Origin of the sequence: Mesorhizobium sp. SP-1A (assembly GCF_032460275.1) — a bacterium.
In the GTDB taxonomy this organism is placed as follows: domain Bacteria; phylum Pseudomonadota; class Alphaproteobacteria; order Rhizobiales; family Rhizobiaceae; genus Mesorhizobium.
Map to the genome: position 1 here is coordinate 1,144,907 of NZ_JAVXZD010000002.1, position 18,338 is coordinate 1,163,244.

Below are 18,338 nucleotides of genomic sequence, written 5' to 3' on the forward strand. Positions count from 1 at the left end.
TGATTAGATTTACTCGACAAAATTTCTAAGGAGTATTTGATGAGTGTACAGAGCGCAATGCGTGCGGGTGTCTCCGGTTTGGCCGCTCAGAGTTCACGAATGGGTGCGATTTCTGACAACATCGCAAACTCACAGACGGTTGGTTACAAGCGTTCGACTGTGAACTTCAGTTCGATGGTTATTGGTCAAAATGGCGGTAGCTCGTATCAGGCTGGCGGCGTGTCTTCGTCGTCTCGCACTGAAGTTTCGAAGCTCGGCCTGGTTCAGGCAGGTTCGGCCGCGACTGACATGGCTATTTCAGGCGATGGCTTTTTCGTAGTCTCAAAAGATGTGGCTGGAACCTCTAAGGCACTGACGCGTGCTGGTTCTTTCCGTCCTGATGAGCAAGGCAACCTCAAAAACGTTGCTGGTTATTATCTGATGGGCTGGCCTATTGGCCCTGATGGAAGTGTCGGGAACGTTGACTATGAGAGCCTCAACGGCCTCCAGCGTGTGAATACCGCCGCTGCTGGGATGTCGGCCGTAGCTACGACCGAAATCAAGTTTACTGGTAACGTGCCATCAGCTCAGACAGGTGCTGGCGCTCCGGCCGATCCATTCCGTTCTTCGGTCGAGTATTACGACGCACTCGGCAACGCTCAGCGTCTTTTCATTGAATGGCAGCCGACGACCACGGAAAACAATTGGACCATGCGTGTTACAGACGCCACTGGCGCTGAGTATGGCTCAGTCGATGTTGAATTCAGCGCAACAAATCCAGGCGCTGGCGCTCCTCTGAATTATTCCAACGTCGTTTCGACCTCAGGCGGCTTCGCTTTCGATACCGCAACTGGTCAGGTGACATTGAACGGAACTGCCAGCGGAGGTGCTCAGCCGATGACGATCAAGTTTGGTGCACCAGGCGAATTCGACGGCGTAACGCAGTTTGCTGGCGAGTACGCTCCCAAGACGGTCAAGAATGGTTCAAGCGCTGGCGTTCTGCAGTCATTCGAGATTACGGAAGACGGCAAGCTGATTGGCATCTTCTCCAATAACGCTCGTCGAGCGCTCTGGCAGATTCCGGTGGCAACAGTTGTGAACCCGGATGGCTTGTCTCGTGCTGACGGCAATACCTTTAATGTCTCGGCTTCATCTGGCGATGCGCGCTTGAACGATGCTGGTAAGGGTAGCGCTGGTGCGATTGCTGGTGGTGCTCTCGAAGGTTCGAACGTTGATATCGCGGAGGAGCTGACAGACATGATCGTCACGCAGCGTGCCTATAGCGTCAACGCAAAGGTCGTCCAGACGTCGGACGAAATGCTCGAAGAAACAACGAGGCTGAAGCGCTAAGACGGGTAGGTAGGCATGTCATTATCATTAGCTTTAAACTCGGCTTATAGCGGATTAAAAGCCAGTCAAACGCAATACGGAATCTTGTCCCGAAACATTGAGAACGTTCAGGTTTCTCATTACGTACGCAAAAATGCGGTTATCTCGTCTCGTATCGTTGCAGGCCATAATCTTGGCCTGCAAGTTGATGTGACCCGCGATGTGGACGAGAAGCTGATCCGTGACGTGCGCATTTCGGCTGGAGAGCACTCTGCGCTCTCCATGAAGGCTGAATACATGAAGACTTGGTCCTTGAAGATTGGTCAGCCTCAGGATGAAAGCTCGGTTTCCAGCGTTCTGAATAGCTTCAAGATTGCTCTGCAGACGCTTGAAGGGTCGCCTGGTTCGCAGGTTGATCAGCTTAATGTCGTTCGTGCAGCGGAAAAACTCGCAACACAGATCAATTCTCTGAACAACGAAGCGCAGAGAATGGTGGGCGATGCGGACGGTCAGATTAAGGCTCGTGTCGACGTCATCAATGCTGATCTGAAGCGTCTAGAAGCGCTCAACAAGACGATTGCTGGCTCTGGCAATAATGTAGCCGCTGTTGGTGATCTGATGGATGAGCGGGACATGATCGCCGACCGAATTTCCAGCGAGATCGGTATTACGACTTACCTCCGTGATAATGGTGAAATGGTCGTTTTGACGCGTGGTGGGGCAACCTTGCTCGATGGCTCGGCCGTCACACTCGATTTCACATCTCGTGGGGATCTCAGGACCAGCGACGGAACATTGCTGACGCCCAAGGATGGCAATCCGAGCGGCATTAAGTCGGGTGCACTGGCAGGCTTGTTTGATGTCCGTGACAACGTCATGCCGGAGTTCATGAAGCAACTGGACGATCTGGCATCTGGTATTATTCGTCAGTTCGAAGCGGCTGACGGCTCGCTTGCGCCTGGTCAAGCTGGTCTATTTACCGACAGTGGTAATCCTTACAACGCGGCCAATAATGCGGGGCTGGCAGGCCGGATCAAGGTCAACTCAGCCGTTATTCCTTCGCAAGGTGGTGATGTGTGGCGCATTTCCGCTGGTATTGGAGCAACTGCACCGTTGCCGAATGCGGACGCAACTCAGGTGTCAGCCTTTGTTTCAGCTTTCTCGACAACCATGACTTTCGGTTCTTCAGAGAAGTTGCCTAACAACTCGAAGCTTGAGGATTTTGCTGTCTCGCTCGTTTCTGCGCAGCAGTACGAAAGGACCTCGACCGACAGTTCGCTGAGAATTTCGAAGATATCCCTGTCTACATTGCAGGAAACTCGAATGAATCGTGACGGCGTCAATGTCGACGACGAATTGATGAAAGTGCAAACCGTTCAGCAGAGTTATCAGGCGTCGGCCGCTGTTCTGAAGTCAGTTCAGGACATGCTCGACCAACTGCTGTCAATCGCTTAGGAGAAAAAATGAATTCCGTATCTACTCTGGGCATGGCCTATAGAACTAGATCTATGGTTTCGGTCGCACAGGCTGAGATTGCCAAGCTGTCGGGTGAAATTGGTTCGGGCAATAAGGCCGATGTCGCTGCTTCCGTTGGAACACGTCTCGGCGAAAATATCACGCTTCGCAACCTGTTTGACCAGATCGGTGAGTTCAAGAACAACATCACGCTGGTCAATATCCGTATGGACACAATGGCCTCGTCTTATGATGGCATCGATGAAGTGGCTAGGGATTTCGTTGGTAAGCTCGCCACGATGCAGGGCGACTCTCAGTTCGCTAGCATCATGAAGAATGAGGCTCTATCGGTCTTGTCGCGGGTTCAGCAGCAGTTGAACGTTTCCGTTGGTGATCGTTTCCTCTTCTCAGGCGTCGATGCCTCCAAGCCGCCAATTCAGGACCCGGACAAGGTCAATCCGGCCACCGGACGCTCGCCTATAGGTGCAATGCAGCAGTTGGCCGCAAATACGCCGCCAACGGACGCCACATCTGCACAGGCACTGGTGGATGCGATTAACGCCGCATTCAACAATGATCCTTCCATCCCCGCCGATCTTCGTTTTGAGGGCACCTTCTATAATGGCACGCCCGCCAACGATGCTGCTGGCAATCCGAACGCCCGTGTTGGCGGCCGAATTGACCATGATCGTGTGCTGAATTACGGCAAGCAGGCTAATGACGAAGGTTTCAAGAACATCTTGAAGGGCATCTATATGATTGCCAGCCTTGATCTCGATTCGATGACGCCAGAAGCCTATGCTGTGGTCGTTGGAGCAGCTTTTGATGCTGTTTCATCGGGTTCGGTTAAAATGCGTCAGGATCAGGCAGAGCTTGGTGGCTTCCAGAAAGACGCTGATCAGCAGATCAAGGCACACGATAGCGCGATCAAGATCATGAACGAGCGTATTGTCGGCTTCGAAACAGTGAACATGATCGAGGCAAATGCTAAGATGAGCATTCTCGAAACACAGTTGCAGGCGAGTTTGGTGCTCACAACAAAAATGGCCAGCCTGTCACTAGCGTCCATGATGATCTGAAGCTGAGTTCACTAAAAAACCCCTGGGAAAATCAGGGGTTTTTTGTTGCCTTGAATCTGGATCAGCAGGGCGTTTAATCGATTAGTCGATAGCCTCGTTGAGGCAGGGTCTCGATAAAGGAATATCCGCCGCTTGCTTTTTTGAGCTTTGACCTCAGATTGAAAATATGCACATCGAGCACCTTGTCGAATGGCTGTTTGTCACCATCCGGGTAAATTCTTTCGAATAATTTTTCACGGGAGATGATGCTTCCAGCTCGGCGCGATATTGCGTCGAGGATAGTGTGTTCGATGTGAGTGAGTTTCACCCGGACACCGTCTACTTCAGGGTCACGACCGTCAAGAAAGGTAACAAGGCGACCGTGTTTGACTTTGTTCGACGAGTTGCCCGTGGCGCGGCGGGCAATAGAGCGAAATCGTGCTGCAATTTCTTCGACGTCACAGTGCGTTCGAATTACATCGTCATATCCATCATCGAGAAGTGCGATATCTTCTTTAATATCCGATTTCTCGGTCATTGCAATGATAGGGACGGATATTTTGGCGGATTTAACTTCATCGATGATCTGATGCAGGTTCGCTCCGACGCATAACAAGCCGACATCATCGATGGATTCGGCTGATGAGATGGAAATATCATCAAGGGACGTGATCACGCGCGAGGAGACATTACGGATGCTCTTCGTTGAAAATCTTGCGGCGACTGCAAAGCTATGAGATTTTTGTAGAGAATATATGTCTATCCGCATTTTTACCCTGGCATTGATGTGGATATATAAGCAGTGTTGCCCGCCGTTAGGTTTATGTTATCGTGAACTTTCACCGGCGTAACAGATGGGAAGAAAATATGCGTTTCAGCCGAATTATTGCGGTCGCTTGTGCGTCGCTTATCGCGGTCAGCACCCCGGCTAATTCTCAGTCCCGACTGAAGGATTTGGTCGACGTAGAAGGTGTCCGGAGTAACCAGCTGGTTGGATATGGTCTGGTCGTGGGTTTGAATGGGACAGGCGATAAGAGCCAAAATTCCCCGTTCACGGATCAGAGCTTGCGCGGCATGCTTGAGCGCCTTGGCGTTAGTGTTCGTGGGAACGGATTGAAGACCCGAAACGTTGCTGCGGTCACGGTTACGGCCACGCTTCCGCCGTTTGCACGTCAGGGGAGCACGCTGGACGTTACGGTCTCGTCTCTAGGCGATGCGACCAGTCTTTCGGGTGGTGTGTTGCTTGTGACACCGCTATTGGCTGCAGATGGCGAGGTGTATGCAGTTGCTCAAGGCTCCCTTGTCGCTGGCGGCGATCAGGCGTCAGGCGCTGCTGAGACTGTGACGAAGAATATTCCGACAGTCGCTCGTGTGGCCAATGGTGCGATCATCGAAAAGGAAATTGAATTCGCATTGAGCGATATGACTGATGTGAAGCTCATTCTAAAGAATCCAGATTTCACGACAGCGAAGCGAATTGAGCAGGCGGTTAATTCTCGTTTGCGAAAGAAGGCTGCTCAAATAATCGACAACACGACTGTCGCCGTAAATCGAGGTTCGACCTCTGCGGCCGATCTCATTGCAATGATAGAAAACGTGCAGGTGAAGCCGGATGCCAAGGCGAAAGTCGTTGTGGATGATCGCACTGGCACGATAATTATTGGAGAAAACGTGCGCATCGGGCGCATAGCAATCTCGCAGGGTGGATTGACTGTGAAGGTTAGCGAGAACGCGGCTGTTGTTCAGCCAGAGCCTTTGTCGGACGGGGAGACCGTCGTTGTTCCTCAGACTGACGTCGAAATGAAGGAAGTGCAGGGCGGTTTCAGTATCGTGAACGGCCCTGTCATGCTCAAAGACCTGGTTGATGGTCTCAATCAGCTTGGCGTGAAGCCTCGCGATATGATTGCGATCCTTCAGGCGATCAAGGCTTCTGGGGCAATGAGTGCTGATCTGGAGATCCTGTAATGGAGATCAATCCTGTCCAAGTAGTCGGCGGAAACCAGGATGTGGGGCAGGTAAACTCCCGCAAATTGGCCGCCAAAAATGCTGCGGAGCAGTTTGAAGCTGTCATGCTGTCTCAATCCTTTTCGCAGATGTTTAAGGGTGTGAAGGGGCCATCGATGGCAGGCGGTGGTCAGTCTGAAAAAATCTGGCAATCGTTGATGGTAGACGAAATGGCCAAGGGTGTAGCGAAATCGGGTGGCATAGGGCTGGCCGAAAAAATTTATAAGGAACTCGACCGATGAAAAAACCAATTAAGCGGAGCGGCAAGAAAACCAGCGAGCTAGTTCTTGATGATCGAGTGAAGTCAATTATTTCTGCTATAGAAGCGGCCGCGGATCTTTTTAACAAGGAAAGTGATGTTCTTGAGCAGGGTGGTCCACTCGCCCTGGAGGGTTTCTTTGAGCAGAAACGGGAAATGGAAAGTAAGATCAAGCTTGCGACCGCAGAAGCCGTTGATCATGGCCTCTCATTGAAGAGTGAAACTCCAGAGGCGAAGGCAGTGGAGGTGGCTCTTGAGAGACTACGCACTGCTGCTCTTAGGAACTCGGAATCCCTTCAGGGTGCAAAAAATGCGCTCGACCATGTCAATTCGTTGATCCGCAGGTCTGCGTCGGACAATGGGAGTGAGGGTATGTACAATCGTTTGGCTAGAAAAGTTGACGCTCGGGATAAGACGATTGTCGGTTTCGGCGCGGCTGTCTGAATATTCTGAAGTAAACGATAATGGGTCGGATGAGGGTTAACATCCGGCCCATTATTTTTTTGAGCATTAATATCGTTAATTACAAAAAATATTTACAAAGAAACGGTGTGTGGGGCATATCGTGACAAAAACTTGGTCGGATAAATTATGAAAATCTGAACTTGAACTTAATGTCTTTAATTTAGCGTCATAAATAGTTGTTCCTCAACACAACTCCGGTGGCAGAAAGTCACGTCAATTTAGCCCTGAGAAAAAGGAAATTCACCAATGGCTTCTATTATCACTAACAACGCTTCGATGACCGCTCTCCAGACCCTGAAGACGGTTCAGAGCAACCTGACTGAGACGCAGGGTCGCGTTTCGACTGGTCTGAAGGTTCAGAGCGCAAAGGACAACGCTGCTTACTACTCCATCGCCCAGACAATGCGTGGTGACAGCGCGTCTTTTAATGCTCTTTCTGAAAACCTCTCAATCACTGGCGCTTCTGTTTCGGTCGCTCGTCAGGGTACTGAGGAACTTGGTAAGATCGCCAAGCAGATTATGGAAAAGGTTTCGCTTGCTCAGGCTAACGAGTCGGTTGACCGCTCTCTAATCCAGAAGGATATTGCTGATCTGGTTAGCCAGTTCGATTCCACCATCTCTCAGACTTCGTACTTCGGTCAGTCGATGATCGACGGCACTGATACCGTGACGGTTGTCACCGGTGTGACTCGTGAAGGCGGTACCTTCAAGACCACCAACTTCACCTTTGACAAGTTTGACGCTGCTGCTGTCTCGACGGCTCTCGGTGGCATCGACGTTTCAGCCGCCGCAGACGCTGCCGCTCTTGACGCTCTGATGACGACTGTCGAAGGCGAAATGGCCAAGATCACTGAAGCTGAAGCAAACTTCGGTATGGTCGAAAAGCGTATCGACAACCATAAGAACTTCAACAGCAAGCTGGTCGACAAGTTCGACTCCGGTGTTGGCGCGCTCGTCGACGCTGACATGAACAAGGAAGCAGCTCGTCTTTCGGCTCTCCAGGTTCAGGAGCAGCTTGCTACGCAGGCTCTCTCCATTGCCAACCAGGCTCCGCAGTCGATCCTGTCCCTGTTCCGCTAATAGCGGTTCACACCGGATAACGGAAAAGAGCAGGCAAAAGCCTGCTCTTTTTTTTATATGGGGGTTCCTGCCGGTTCGTAATGTGCCTAAGATAAATGGAAATTCTCATCCGTAAACGGTATCTGGAGATAATAATGCACGGTATTGAGGCCTATAAACAAACGATGCGAGATATCCAGTCTCCAAAAGATGCTGAGGCGAAGATTTTCTCGGCAATTACAAAAGGTCTGGAACGGCACGCACCAGAGGGGTGTAAATCTTCATTTTTGAAAGATTATCTCGTTAAAAATCAACGCCTTTGGGTTGCTGTGCGCAATGATACCGGTTCTGAAGGTAATTCTCTGCCAGTAGCACTTCGTGCGCATCTGGTGTCTCTAAGCCTGTGGGTCGAGCGCCATACGATTTCGGTTCTCACAGGACAGGCTGATGTGCAGGATCTGATCGATTTAAATCGTAGGGTTATCGCTGGTTTGTCCGGTGAGGCTACGACAGCTCAGGCGGGAGCTTGATATGCCCTTAAAAATTCGTCTGAACGCAAATGAAAAGATAGTCGTCAACGGTGCGGTTATTCAGAACGGCGACAGGCGCGCGACGCTGACAATTGCTAATCAGGCAAATGTTCTGCGTGGTAAAGACGTCATGGTTGAAGGGCGGGTCGATACTGCGGTCAAGAAGCTCTATTTCCTCATTCAAAAATGTTTGATTGAGGGTGAGGGAGAAAATGGCGATCTGAAAGAGCAGACGTTCAATTTAGCTGCCGAGCTGTACGGCGCATTTGGACGTTCCGACATGAAGGACAATATATTCAGCTCAATGAATCAATTTTCGGCAGGGGATTTCTATAAATCTTTGGCCGCCTTGCGTCCGGTATTGGAATATGAGGCGCAGCTGATCAAACAAAATGGGGAATCCCTAAAGGAGGAGCACGATGTCGACGTTAATGAACCTTCAAATCGTATGGAATTCATACGATAGCCAGCTGAAGAACTTTAAATCGTCGCCAATGATCGCGAGGGACCTGAAGGAAATTCGCGAGAATGCGCCGAAGATCAAAAATATCGACGACTTCATTAACAACAGACAGGTCTTTAATTTTGTCTTGAAGGCCTATGGTATGGATGACAAGCCGTACCCAGCTTACATCAAGAAGTTACTCGTTGAAGGTACAAAAGATCCAAAGGCATTTGCCAATAGCTTCGTGGACTCACGAATCAAAGAATTCGTCAATGACATGGGCTTTGCTGATGGTAAGAATGGTAATTTTGGCAACGCCGATTTCATGGCTAAATTGGTGCAAAAGTTCGAGGTGCTTTCGTTTGAAGAAGAGAAGGGGAATGCAGACGCTAATGTTCGTCTCGGCCTCTATTTTGAGCGTAAGGCCTCTTCAATGAAGGACTGGTACTCGGTGCTAGCGGATAAAGCCTTGTCCGAAGTGGTGATCACTGCACTCGGCCTTCCGCCAGAGGCGCGGCTTGGTGATATCGACAAGCTGGCCGATCTTCTTGAGAAGCGGATTCCGATCAAAGATCTGCAGGACCCCAAAAAAGTGAAGTCAATCGTGCAGCGCTTCGCAGTGCTGGGTGATAGGGATAACGCAATAGCATCCAATCCTACCATTCAGCTCTTTCAGGGGCAGTTGAGAGGCCGTCAGGTGGTTCATATCGATCCTAGTGTCCTGGCGATGGCCAGCAAGATGCGTTACCAGTAGGTGGCCCAAGGGGCGTGTGGTCCCTTGCCGATGTGAGTGGTAGTTTGCTGCCATCAACCTGTTGCCGATGAGGAAGTTATGCATCTGCCGTTTTTGAAGAAGACCGTTATGGCGGACGGCTCGGCCGTTTACAAGTCGAAAACGAGCTACCTGGAAGTAATTCAGGCAGACGCGAAGGACCTGAATTCCACAGTGATCTTTAAGGCTCCTGCTTTTAACGGTCACGAGGCTTATGAGGTGGAAATTCGCGGCGAAGCCACATTGGCGGCAGAATACGCAGAATACTGGTTGCGATGGGTTAGCGTAGAAATCGGAACCGGATTTCATCCAGACACGCGCGCAGAGGATTATGTGCCAGGCCTTCCATCTACGCTCAATAAAGAATATGACGAAATGATCGGTTTCTGTTTTGAAAATATCGACGACCCGTACAAGGTCGGTCTCGATGCTTGGGGAAAAGCGGGATTAATTGATTCAGCGCCGAGTGCGCCTGGAATGTGAAAGGGAAACAAAAAGGCGGCTCGATGGCCGCCTTTTTTTACGCTTCAAAGCTGGTTCGTCTCGCTTGAGATAAGTTCGCCAGCATCATTGGATCGCTGACAAAACTGACCTCGATTTCGGCGTCGATCTCTTCGGCGACGGTCATGATGGCCGAGCGGCACTGAACCTTCAGATCGTCATTGAAGCCAGTATGAGACGTGATAACAATCTCGCACGTGCTTCCTTGGCCGAATGCTTTAACCTGAACTATGCCAAACGAGCTGGTTGCCACTTCAACGATAAAGCGGGAAACGGGGCCTATGTTCTCCACAGGGGTGGCAAAGATCGCCCAGAGCGTCTCATCGTGCAGATTGATGGGAAATTGGCGTGTTTTCCATTTCTTTGTATCAGGACCGTCGATGATGCGTTCCATCATGACGTGATCCCAGGGGGTCTCTCCAGCATTCGTTGTTCCACCGCCAAACCATGCGTTTGATTTTCCCCGAGTTAGGCTTACCAGCAGAAACGTCATGATGGAGATCATGCCACGATCACGATCCATGTCCGGTATTAGACAGATCGAACGTGCGACGTCGAATGCATTCTCTTTTGACGAAGATGCAATAGCGCTAGCCAATGTTGCTTCCGCTGCCGTGTGATGGCCTTTGATCTCGTCAACTTGAGCAGGCTTCGGATGGTAGATTGTGGTTGCTACGTGGCGAACGCGGGCCTCATCTTTCAGATTGGAGGTCGAAGATAGCGATGTGGTCGCTGTCCGACGCGTAGCCGAAATTTTGACCAAGTCGCTGTTCTTTTCGTGAAACAGATGAACTTTGGTTCCGGATTGAACATGATCGCCGTCCAGCAGTCTGAGAATAATTTCTCCCAGACGTGTCTTGATAATAACGATGCCATTATAGAAAGCGTCGACAGTTCCTTCTAATCCCGAAGGTGGAGTGCTCCGGGATTTGAAGGCGCTGGGTGCTTGGACGATTGAGCTAATTGTTTCGAATTGTCTCGTCACTTTGGCTCCTATCAATTAACCAGCTGATCGTCTTCGCTCTCAACCTTGAGCGTGATTTCGCCCTCGGCTTCCAGCTTCTTGGCGGCCTTCAGGATTTCGTTCTGAGCGGCCTTGATGTCCTTCCTGCGCTTAGAGCCAAGGATTGAGAGTTCATCCTTGATCAAGCTGCCTTTGCGCTGGCCTGCGGCGGCAACGATATGATCGACGAGTTTTTGCGGCGCACCCTTGAGGGCGGTAATGACAGTAATCTGGTCGACCGACGAGATAATGCGATCTGCCGTGATGGCGTCCAGATTGACGATGTCATTGAACGTGAACATGCGGCTCTGAATTGAAGAGACCTGTTCTGGCCGTTTTTCGCTGATCTTGGCCAGAGTGCGCTCAGTGAACTCGCTGCTGGTACGGTTGAAGATCTCTGCGAGCAGTAGCGTAGAGTCGGAGCCTACCGCGCCACGACCGAGGGTCTGCATGAATTCGCTCTGCAGTACGGCCTCGATCTCATTGAGGGTGTCGCGCGGAACAGAGTCGAGGTCCATGACACGCTCGATGACTTCTTCATTGAACGTATTGCTGAATGACTCAACAACCTTGGCGGCATAGTCCGTGGGCAGCCTCGTCAGAACGACGGCAGCAGTTTGCGCGCCTTCAGTCTCAAGGAATGCGGCGATGGTTCCAGCATTGATGGACGATAGCTTTTCCCATGTTGTCTTGCCCGCAGGAGCCTTCAGTTCGTCCATGATCGAGGAGATTCTGTCCTCCGACATCGACTTCTTGAGGATGCGCTCAACGGTGGCGAGCGAGCCGACCATGACTTCGCCTTCGACCAGCTTCGCGCTGAAGGTTTCGCATGCTTCCTTGATTAGATGCGTGGGTACCTTGCCGATTGCGGCCATGGCTCGTGTCGCTGCAATAATGTCAGCTTCTTCCATGCTCTGAAAAATCTGATCGGTGCGCTCTTCGCCGAGAATAAGCAGAATAATAGCAGATTTATCGACGCCTGACAGTGCGGAGAAATTCCGAGCGGTGCTGACAGATTCATTTACCTTGATTGCGCTCATTTACGATTTCCTTCGGACTTCTTGCTGTCATTCTCGACAATAACTGTAATTGCGGCGGCTACTGCGGCTATGGCTCTGACTGGTGGCATGTCTTTCTCGCCAGCATTTTCCAGAACCTCGACCAGCCTGTTGAGAGGTTTATTTTCTCTAGACATATGACCTCGCGAGAGAACCTGCGACCAGATACCAGCCGTCTACCAGAACAAAGAACACGATCTTGAATGGAAGAGAGATCATTACTGGAGGAAGCATCATCATGCCCATCGACATCAGTAGTGTCGAGACAACGACGTCAATTACCAGAAACGGAATCATGAGCATGAATCCGATCTCAAATGCTCTTTTAAGCTCAGAGATCATGAAAGCGGGAATAAGAACGCGCATAGACACGTCGTCTGCCTTTATTTCCGCCTTTTTCTCGGCGGCAGCAGGTGTGGCCTTGTCATCGGAATTCGATTTGACGTTCTTGTCGAATACAGCCTTATTGCCAGCGGCAAGGCCTTCGAACAGTTCAAGGTCCTTGTCGCGAGCGTTTGCCAACATGAATTTCTTGAACGGTTCGATAAACTGATCGATTGCAGCTTCTTGCGAAATTTCGTCATCAATCAGCGGGCGCAGGCCATTATCCCATGCCTGTTGGAGGTGTGGTTGCATGATGAAAAACGTCAGGAACATCGCTAGCGACGTCATGACCATATTCGGCGGAGAGTTCTGCAGGCCAAGGCTCGTTCGAACGAGCGAGAGAACCACGACAATGCGCGTAAAGCTGGTGCACATGATGACGATCCCAGGCGCAACGCTCAGGATGCCAATAATCATGAAACCTTGAATGACGCGGCCAGTAAGGGTGTTGCCACCCTCGCCAGTGCCCATATCGAACGTAATGCTCTGGGCTGCGGCCTCGTTGAGGCCAACCAGTGCCGCCAGAAGTAGAATTACGCCAATCAGAAGGGTTTTCTGCACGAAAGCCTCACAGGATTTCTACGAACGTGACGCCGACACGGCCGTCATCGAAGACGTTCAGTTCGCCACGGGCGAGAACCTTGCCGTTGACAGTGATGTCGACAAGATCGCCAGCCTTGCTGTCCAGTTCAAGGACCTTGCCGCGACGAGTGTCCATGATTTCGGCAACGGTGATCTTGCTTCGGCCAACCACCACTTCGACATTGACGGGCACACTCATGGCAGCTTCGCGAGCGGTGCCATCAGGGCCGTCGACTGGCTGGATTTCGTCGAACGGTGAAAGGTTGGTTTTGGTGTTGTTTTCGTTTTCAGACATGGTGTTCTCCAAGTTGGACGTTTCGGTGTTGGCGGTCATGGTCAGCCTTCCTGAATCCATGACCGCAGGACTGCGACAGCCTGTTCGATGTTTTCATCGACAGCTTCCTGAAGATTATTCAGGGCGTCATCGCGAGCAATCTGATCTGCGTTGGTAGAAACATTCACCAGAACGGCAGGTTCATCAGAGGTCGGTGCAGGCATGTCAATGACAGGGTCAACTGCGGTCTCCGCAATTGCTTTTTCTGCGGTAATCATTGCCATAAGCGGGCGAACGACGAAGACAAAAATAAGGATAATCACCAGTGCAATAATGGTCCACATGATGATCGTGCCCGAGTTCTCGGCAAGAATTTCGGTTGTAGAACGGGTTAGAGGAGTGTCATCGGTCGGAATTTCTGCAAACTGCAGGCTTTCGATGGATACCTGATCGCCGCGAGTTTCATTAAACCCCATCGCAGTCTTAATTAGATTTTCCAAGCTCTTTAGTTCTTCAGCGGTACGCGGCTGATATGAGCGAGCGCCATCTTCGGCAGTTGAATAAGAGCCGTTAACGAGAACTGCAACAGCGACCTTGCGTAGATCACCAGGCTCTAGAACGCGTTCAACCACTTCATTGGTGATTTCATAATTCACGGTTTCTTCGTTGCGGTCAGAGGTCGACGCAGAGGGAGTGGTTGGACCGCCTGATAAAAGGTCGGCATTCGGAATGTTTTGCTGAACGGATGTCGCGTTGTCGCCGCTGTTGTCAGAAGCGCGCTGCTTGTCTTCAACGGTTTGTGTTGATCGAACAACTCGGCCATTCGGGTCGAATTCCTGCCGACGACGAACTTCACGAGCGGTCTCGATTTCTGCAGTCACGCTAACGCGGACATTTCCATTCCCCAGGCGCGCAACGAGAAGGTCCTCAACGCTTTTCTGGATTTTTGTCTCGATGGAAGTGCGAGCTTCCGCACCAGCTTTTGGTGCTTCACCTTCGGTCAATATGACATTGCCTGCCGCGTCGGCGATAGTGACGGAGGTTGGCTTTAGAGCGGGAACTGCGGCTGCTACGAGGTGACGGATGGCGCGAGCCTGAGTTGTTTCGAGGGTGCGGCCACCCTTCATGTGAACAACGACAGAAGCGGACGGATCGGGAGCAGTGCGGGAGAATGACTCGCGATCTGGAAGAACAAGATGAACGCGAGCGCTTTCGACGCCTTCAAGGCTGGAGATCGTACGTCCAAGTTCGCCCTCCATGGCTCGAAGGCGATTAACGCGCTGCATGAACGTGGTGAGGCCAAACCCGTCCGCCTTATCAAAAAGCTCATACCCAACGCCGGGTGTCGCTGGCAGACCTTTCTGAGCAAGAACGATGCGGGCATTGTCCTTCATGTTTTTCGGGACGAGCAGGGCCGTTCCGTTGTTTGTCGCTTGAACAGGGATATTTGCGCCTTCAAGCGCAGCGATAGCCTGTCCGGCGTCAGCAGGGTCCATGCCTGCGTAAAGAGTTGTCATATCTGGGCGCGTCGCAAAATATGTGACGGCAGATAGCAACATCATGACGGCCAGGAAAACCACGCCCATTGCGATCAGGCGCTTGGTTCCAAGCGATTTCAGATTGTTGATTAATTTTGCCAAAATTGACTCCCGGACGTTATTCAGTTCGTTCCTTTAAGCAGGTTCAGGTCGACCTTGCAATGCGAGAATATAAAAAATCGCATAATTCCCTTCGTAGACGCTTATTTTGAACAGGAATTTGAGATGGCGCAAGGAATTATCATTGGCTATTGAACGGAATTCGAACAATAAGTTAGCATAAATCCGATTGAGGAAATGTGCCGAAATTCAAAATAGATAGGTAATGTAGTGGCGAACCTAAAAACAGCATTGTTGATGGCGGGTATTTTTGTGGGCGCAGCGGGCGTGGGACTTGGTGCATATATGTACCTAACCCATGAGAAAGCTGCGGTCTATGAGATCAAGACTCTCAGAATCGACGATATGATGACCAACCTGGCCAGCGGATCATTGTTGAAAATCTCGCTTTCTGTGGTTGTAAATCAAGAATCTAATAGCGATAATTCGACAGATGAAGTTCTCCGTGACGCCGTAGTTAGCTATCTGAGAACAGTCGAAAAGTCCGATTTGGAAGGCGTCGCTGGTTTGGATTATTTAAAGTCGCATCTGCTTTCGGGTGCACGCCACGCACTCGGCGTAGATAATGTTAAGGAGATTTACATCCGTGAGTTCATCGTCCAATAAAACGATAAAGCCAATTAAGGCTCGCGGGGCAGCGGCTTTGGCGTCGATTTCGGGATCGGCTCTGTCGTCGGCGAATAACATGCCGATGTTGAGCAGCATTTCGGAGCGTCTTTCCATTCTTCTCCCTTTGAATGCTCGCCAAGGCACGCTTCCACCATTGACCGTGAATGAGCATGGCGTTCATACCGTTCGATATAGTGACGCTGTGGCCAGTCTTCCTTCATACTGCGTCACTGGAGTGGCCTCAGTTCCGGAAATGCGTAGTTCGATTTTCATAGCTATGGACGGGGCACTGACGAAGCGCATTATCCATTACATGCTCGGAGGGCGGTCAGAAAATGCGGTGAATGAAAAATCGCCGTTTACGACTATTGACCGAGGAATTGCAAAATCCGTCTTGGAGCGAATGCTGATGGCGGTCGCTGAGGCATTTACTTCTGTCCTCAAGATCACGCCGAAAATCGAAAGCACCGACATCAGGCCAAGTTTTGCGACTGTCTTGTCTTCGGTCACTCCAGTGACGGTTCTGAGGCAGGAGGTCGTCTGCGACGGAGTCGAGGGGCAGGTTACGGTGATCATTCCCCGTAGTGCGCTCGATCCGATCCGTGAAAGTCTTTCGACGCTGGCCGTGGAGGTTGTGGACTCGGAAGAGCATTGGATGAACGACCTTCGTCAATCGGCATCCGAAACTCCAATGTCTGTCGACGCCGTTATCGGATCTCTGGAAATGCCTCTTGCGGCCATTCTAGAGTGGAAGCGTGGCACCCAACTGATTTTGCCCCCCATTGGCCATCAGACGACAAAGCTCGTCAGTAATGAGCGTGTCCTGGCAAAGGGCCGCGTGGGTAGGTTTAACGGGCGTATGGGCGTTCTCATCAATGAAGTTCAGGAAAAGAATGCCAAGGGCGTTCTCGGTGAAATTGGAGGTCAGTGAGCATGATGGCGTTTGACATGGGTGAAATTGCCAATCTGGCTCTCCTCGGCGCAATTGGAGTCGTCGGCTATCAGCTGTACGTATTCGAGCGTCGCTATAAGAAGGACAAGGAAAAGCAGGCGTTCGAAAACGCCCGTGCAGTCAACGCTGTATCTGAAGGTCGCGTCCTGCTTGAGCAACTGAAGAATGAAACTGCTCGCCTGCAGAAGGAAAAGGTGCGTGCTCAGGACGCTGGTGATCAGCTGTCCGTAATTATTTCCGAGGCTGAAGCAGAGGCAGAAAATAGCGAGCGCATTACGACGGAATTGAAGTCTGCTGCGAAGGTTGCAGACCGGACCTGCTCGAAGATCACGGAAGTTGTGTCTGCCGCAGCGGAGTTGCATAGGGTGATTAAGCCTGCTCTCGAAGACATGCCTAAGGTGAAGCCCGCCCCTGCGCGTAGGCAAGGTGTCATGCGGGAAAAGCCTTTGACTGCCAGGCTTCCGAGAGCCATGTCGGACGATCAGGGTGCTAACATTGTTAAGTTCCCGGTTGCGAACTAAGAAAACAGGATTGGAAGTCTGCTAATGAAAAATAGAACAATCGTCCTGTTTTTGGTTCTGGGAGGCCTCGGCGCATTCGGAAAGCTGTATGCGATGGCGGATTCGATTTCCCCAAAGGTCGAACCTGTCATGGAGGTCGAAAGCGTTAGCGCTAAGTCGGGTGAACTCGATCCTGCTGCCGTTAAAGTCAAAACGGGTGAGGGGGAGGAGCAGACGCTTGAGGAGAAGATTCGCGCTGAAATTGCGGCTGAGATGAGCGAGCGTGAAAAAGTTCTTCTGGAACGCGAGAAGGCCGCCGCCGAGAAGGAAGAGAACCTAAAGGCAGTCGAAGCTCGTGTTGATGTGAAGGTCGATGAGCTGAAGGGTATCAGCACGGATATTGAAGCTGCTGTAGGTACGATTTCGAAGCGTAAACGGGTCGACATCGAGAAGCTTTCGAATATGTACGCCAACATGAAAGCAAAAGACGCTGCCGCAATCATCAACACCATGGATATCAAAATGGCGGTTGAGATTATCGACGGCATGTCGCCGTCTGCAGCTGGTTCGGTCCTTGGTTTGATGGAACCAAAGAAGGCTCGCGACGTCACGAATGCAATTTTTGCGCGTGGTGAAAAGATCGCTGATTGACCGAACCGAAATCCAAATAAAAACAGCGCCCAAATCATCCAGATCAGGGCGCTGTTTTCGTTTCAGGACCGTTTAATTAACGGCGGCCGCGAATGTGGTCAGGGATTTCGCAGAATTGGATCTTACCATTGCGAGCGCGATAAGTTCCGGTCTTCGGATCGAATGAGCGGTGCTCGCTTGCACAATATCGGTACCATTCAGGGGAGAATGGAGCGCCCCACTGCTTGCTGTTGTAATAGCGGGTATCACGATAACGATGACGCTGATGCTCGTAGCGATCAAAATAGGGGCGCTGTGGGTGGTATGTTGGCTGCGGCGGATAAATCGGGCTGACAGTTGTCGCTGACGGAGCGTTGTTGTTGAGCATGGTACCGCCGATGATTGCACCAGCTGCGAGACCGATAATGCCAGCGGCAATCGCCTCCTTTTCCTTCTTCTTCTTGTCGTCGCGGGCCTTCTTTTCGATCTGCTCGATCTGGCGATCCTTGTCGCGGTTGTCATGACGCCGATTGGAATCGGCAAAAGAGGAGCTTACGCTTCCACCTAAAACTGCAATTGAAAGAACTGTAGCAATGACCTTTTTCATAGCTTCCTCCGTATTTTAGTGTCGATTTAACAGAAAATGCCAACCTTAGGTGGAATTTGCCTGTGACGGTGTAATGTACACTAGCAAAATTACGATGAATACAGCATTAACAAATTAAAATGCCAGATAATTCCCAATCGATTTTATGAAGAAATCGAAGGCAGGGAATGAAATTAAATGAAATAAATTTTGCGAAATCAAATAGTTATGCGAATCGTTAAATTG

General features: G+C 50.9%; 23 protein-coding genes. 15 read left to right on the forward strand and 8 right to left on the reverse strand.

Annotated elements, in window-relative coordinates; genetic code table 11:
* Positions 1-39 precede the first annotated feature (39 nt).
* From QU595_RS14705 to QU595_RS14715, 3 genes are read left to right on the forward strand one after another with little or no spacing between them, the layout of a single operon-like run.
* On the forward strand, positions 40-1,329 hold the full coding sequence (locus QU595_RS14705; protein ID WP_315923164.1) for a flagellar hook protein FlgE: 1,290 nt from the start codon (positions 40-42) through the stop codon (positions 1,327-1,329).
* Between the two features lie 15 nt (positions 1,330-1,344).
* The gene (gene flgK, locus QU595_RS14710; RefSeq protein WP_315923166.1) at positions 1,345-2,763 is read left to right on the forward strand and encodes a flagellar hook-associated protein FlgK; all 1,419 of its coding nucleotides are present in this window, start codon (positions 1,345-1,347) and stop codon (positions 2,761-2,763) included.
* An 8-nt stretch (positions 2,764-2,771) separates the two neighbouring features.
* Positions 2,772-3,842: a flagellin gene (locus QU595_RS14715; protein ID WP_315923168.1), complete on the forward strand. Its 1,071-nt coding sequence runs from the start codon at positions 2,772-2,774 to the stop codon at positions 3,840-3,842.
* 73 nt (positions 3,843-3,915) lie between these two features.
* Here the strand turns inward: QU595_RS14715 and QU595_RS14720 are convergent, their stop codons facing one another.
* Entirely contained in the window at positions 3,916-4,590 is a 675-nt protein-coding gene (locus tag QU595_RS14720) for a response regulator transcription factor (RefSeq protein ID WP_315923170.1), read from the reverse strand.
* Between the two features lie 98 nt (positions 4,591-4,688).
* Between QU595_RS14720 and QU595_RS14725 the strand changes: the two genes are divergently transcribed.
* The 8 genes from QU595_RS14725 (at position 4,689) to QU595_RS14760 (ending at position 9,838) form a co-directional block, all read left to right on the forward strand.
* Positions 4,689-5,786, forward strand: a complete 1,098-nt coding sequence (locus QU595_RS14725; RefSeq protein ID WP_315923172.1) for a flagellar basal body P-ring protein FlgI — start codon at positions 4,689-4,691, stop codon at positions 5,784-5,786.
* Positions 5,786-6,067: a rod-binding protein gene (locus QU595_RS14730; RefSeq protein ID WP_315923174.1), complete on the forward strand. Its 282-nt coding sequence runs from the start codon at positions 5,786-5,788 to the stop codon at positions 6,065-6,067. The genes QU595_RS14725 and QU595_RS14730 overlap by 1 nt, the downstream gene beginning before the upstream one ends.
* Positions 6,064-6,528, forward strand: a complete 465-nt coding sequence (locus QU595_RS14735; RefSeq protein WP_315923176.1) for a hypothetical protein — start codon at positions 6,064-6,066, stop codon at positions 6,526-6,528. Before QU595_RS14730 ends, QU595_RS14735 begins: the two co-directional genes overlap by 4 nt.
* A gap of 267 nt (positions 6,529-6,795) precedes the next feature.
* Positions 6,796-7,629, forward strand: a complete 834-nt coding sequence (locus QU595_RS14740; protein WP_315923178.1) for a flagellin — start codon at positions 6,796-6,798, stop codon at positions 7,627-7,629.
* Between the two features lie 95 nt (positions 7,630-7,724).
* The gene (locus QU595_RS14745; RefSeq protein ID WP_315923181.1) at positions 7,725-8,138 is read left to right on the forward strand and encodes a flagellar biosynthesis regulator FlaF; all 414 of its coding nucleotides are present in this window, start codon (positions 7,725-7,727) and stop codon (positions 8,136-8,138) included.
* A 1-nt stretch (position 8,139) separates the two neighbouring features.
* Positions 8,140-8,604, forward strand: coding sequence for a flagellar biosynthesis repressor FlbT (locus tag QU595_RS14750; protein WP_315923183.1), 465 nt, complete (start codon positions 8,140-8,142; stop codon positions 8,602-8,604).
* Positions 8,558-9,337 carry a DUF1217 domain-containing protein gene (locus QU595_RS14755; RefSeq protein ID WP_315923185.1) on the forward strand — a complete coding sequence of 260 codons (780 nt, stop codon included), beginning with the start codon at positions 8,558-8,560 and terminating at the stop codon, positions 9,335-9,337. The genes QU595_RS14750 and QU595_RS14755 overlap by 47 nt, the downstream gene beginning before the upstream one ends.
* A 78-nt stretch (positions 9,338-9,415) precedes the next feature.
* The gene (locus QU595_RS14760) at positions 9,416-9,838 is read left to right on the forward strand and encodes a hypothetical protein (protein ID WP_315923187.1); all 423 of its coding nucleotides are present in this window, start codon (positions 9,416-9,418) and stop codon (positions 9,836-9,838) included.
* 37 nt (positions 9,839-9,875) lie between these two features.
* On the opposite strand, the gene QU595_RS14765 is transcribed toward QU595_RS14760, so the two are convergent.
* From QU595_RS14765 to fliF, 6 genes are read right to left on the reverse strand one after another with little or no spacing between them, the layout of a single operon-like run.
* Positions 9,876-10,841, reverse strand: a complete 966-nt coding sequence (locus tag QU595_RS14765) for a hypothetical protein (RefSeq protein WP_315923189.1) — start codon at positions 10,839-10,841, stop codon at positions 9,876-9,878.
* Between the two features lie 11 nt (positions 10,842-10,852).
* Complete coding sequence (locus tag QU595_RS14770) at positions 10,853-11,899, reverse strand: flagellar motor switch protein FliG (protein ID WP_315923191.1); 1,047 nt, start codon at positions 11,897-11,899, stop codon at positions 10,853-10,855.
* A complete protein-coding gene (locus QU595_RS14775) occupies positions 11,896-12,054 on the reverse strand; it encodes a hypothetical protein (RefSeq protein ID WP_315923193.1) in 159 nt (52 codons plus the stop codon). Before QU595_RS14775 ends, QU595_RS14770 begins: the two co-directional genes overlap by 4 nt.
* Positions 12,047-12,862, reverse strand: a complete 816-nt coding sequence (locus tag QU595_RS14780; RefSeq protein ID WP_315923195.1) for a flagellar type III secretion system pore protein FliP — start codon at positions 12,860-12,862, stop codon at positions 12,047-12,049. Before QU595_RS14780 ends, QU595_RS14775 begins: the two co-directional genes overlap by 8 nt.
* Before the next feature lie 7 nt (positions 12,863-12,869).
* On the reverse strand, positions 12,870-13,217 hold the full coding sequence (locus tag QU595_RS14785) for a FliM/FliN family flagellar motor switch protein (protein ID WP_315923197.1): 348 nt from the start codon (positions 13,215-13,217) through the stop codon (positions 12,870-12,872).
* 2 nt (positions 13,218-13,219) lie between these two features.
* A complete protein-coding gene (gene fliF, locus QU595_RS14790; protein ID WP_315923199.1) occupies positions 13,220-14,797 on the reverse strand; it encodes a flagellar basal-body MS-ring/collar protein FliF in 1,578 nt (525 codons plus the stop codon).
* 228 nt (positions 14,798-15,025) lie between these two features.
* On the opposite strand from fliF, the gene fliL reads away from it, so the two are divergent.
* The 4 genes from fliL to QU595_RS14810 are packed head-to-tail and all read left to right on the forward strand — an operon-like array spanning position 15,026 to position 17,527.
* Positions 15,026-15,421, forward strand: a complete 396-nt coding sequence (fliL, locus tag QU595_RS14795; protein ID WP_315923201.1) for a flagellar basal body-associated FliL family protein — start codon at positions 15,026-15,028, stop codon at positions 15,419-15,421.
* Complete coding sequence (locus tag QU595_RS14800) at positions 15,402-16,355, forward strand: flagellar motor switch protein FliM (RefSeq protein WP_315923203.1); 954 nt, start codon at positions 15,402-15,404, stop codon at positions 16,353-16,355. Before fliL ends, QU595_RS14800 begins: the two co-directional genes overlap by 20 nt.
* Before the next feature lie 2 nt (positions 16,356-16,357).
* Entirely contained in the window at positions 16,358-16,897 is a 540-nt protein-coding gene (locus tag QU595_RS14805; RefSeq protein WP_315923204.1) for a hypothetical protein, read from the forward strand.
* 24 nt (positions 16,898-16,921) lie between these two features.
* Positions 16,922-17,527 (forward strand): MotE family protein, encoded by a 606-nt coding sequence (locus QU595_RS14810; protein WP_315923205.1) that lies wholly within the window; start codon positions 16,922-16,924, stop codon positions 17,525-17,527.
* A gap of 76 nt (positions 17,528-17,603) precedes the next feature.
* On the opposite strand, the gene QU595_RS14815 is transcribed toward QU595_RS14810, so the two are convergent.
* Positions 17,604-18,113 carry a BA14K family protein gene (locus tag QU595_RS14815; protein WP_315923207.1) on the reverse strand — a complete coding sequence of 170 codons (510 nt, stop codon included), beginning with the start codon at positions 18,111-18,113 and terminating at the stop codon, positions 17,604-17,606.
* Positions 18,114-18,338: the final 225 nt, after the last annotated feature.

What these genes read in the sequence shown, in the direction of transcription:
- QU595_RS14705 (WP_315923164.1), top strand. Translation starts at nt 40, where the DNA reads ATGAGTGTACAGAGCGCAATGCGTGCGGGTGTCTCCGGTTTGGCCGCT.
- flgK (WP_315923166.1), top strand. Translation starts at nt 1,345, where the DNA reads ATGTCATTATCATTAGCTTTAAACTCGGCTTATAGCGGATTAAAAGCC.
- QU595_RS14715 (WP_315923168.1), top strand. Translation starts at nt 2,772, where the DNA reads ATGAATTCCGTATCTACTCTGGGCATGGCCTATAGAACTAGATCTATG.
- QU595_RS14720 (WP_315923170.1), bottom strand. Translation starts at nt 4,590, where the DNA reads ATGCGGATAGACATATATTCTCTACAAAAATCTCATAGCTTTGCAGTC.
- QU595_RS14725 (WP_315923172.1), top strand. Translation starts at nt 4,689, where the DNA reads ATGCGTTTCAGCCGAATTATTGCGGTCGCTTGTGCGTCGCTTATCGCG.
- QU595_RS14730 (WP_315923174.1), top strand. Translation starts at nt 5,786, where the DNA reads ATGGAGATCAATCCTGTCCAAGTAGTCGGCGGAAACCAGGATGTGGGG.
- QU595_RS14735 (WP_315923176.1), top strand. Translation starts at nt 6,064, where the DNA reads ATGAAAAAACCAATTAAGCGGAGCGGCAAGAAAACCAGCGAGCTAGTT.
- QU595_RS14740 (WP_315923178.1), top strand. Translation starts at nt 6,796, where the DNA reads ATGGCTTCTATTATCACTAACAACGCTTCGATGACCGCTCTCCAGACC.
- QU595_RS14745 (WP_315923181.1), top strand. Translation starts at nt 7,725, where the DNA reads ATGGAAATTCTCATCCGTAAACGGTATCTGGAGATAATAATGCACGGT.
- QU595_RS14750 (WP_315923183.1), top strand. Translation starts at nt 8,140, where the DNA reads ATGCCCTTAAAAATTCGTCTGAACGCAAATGAAAAGATAGTCGTCAAC.
- QU595_RS14755 (WP_315923185.1), top strand. Translation starts at nt 8,558, where the DNA reads ATGTCGACGTTAATGAACCTTCAAATCGTATGGAATTCATACGATAGC.
- QU595_RS14760 (WP_315923187.1), top strand. Translation starts at nt 9,416, where the DNA reads ATGCATCTGCCGTTTTTGAAGAAGACCGTTATGGCGGACGGCTCGGCC.
- QU595_RS14770 (WP_315923191.1), bottom strand. Translation starts at nt 11,899, where the DNA reads ATGAGCGCAATCAAGGTAAATGAATCTGTCAGCACCGCTCGGAATTTC.
- QU595_RS14775 (WP_315923193.1), bottom strand. Translation starts at nt 12,054, where the DNA reads ATGTCTAGAGAAAATAAACCTCTCAACAGGCTGGTCGAGGTTCTGGAA.
- QU595_RS14785 (WP_315923197.1), bottom strand. Translation starts at nt 13,217, where the DNA reads ATGACCGCCAACACCGAAACGTCCAACTTGGAGAACACCATGTCTGAA.
- QU595_RS14805 (WP_315923204.1), top strand. Translation starts at nt 16,358, where the DNA reads ATGATGGCGTTTGACATGGGTGAAATTGCCAATCTGGCTCTCCTCGGC.
- QU595_RS14810 (WP_315923205.1), top strand. Translation starts at nt 16,922, where the DNA reads ATGAAAAATAGAACAATCGTCCTGTTTTTGGTTCTGGGAGGCCTCGGC.
- QU595_RS14815 (WP_315923207.1), bottom strand. Translation starts at nt 18,113, where the DNA reads ATGAAAAAGGTCATTGCTACAGTTCTTTCAATTGCAGTTTTAGGTGGA.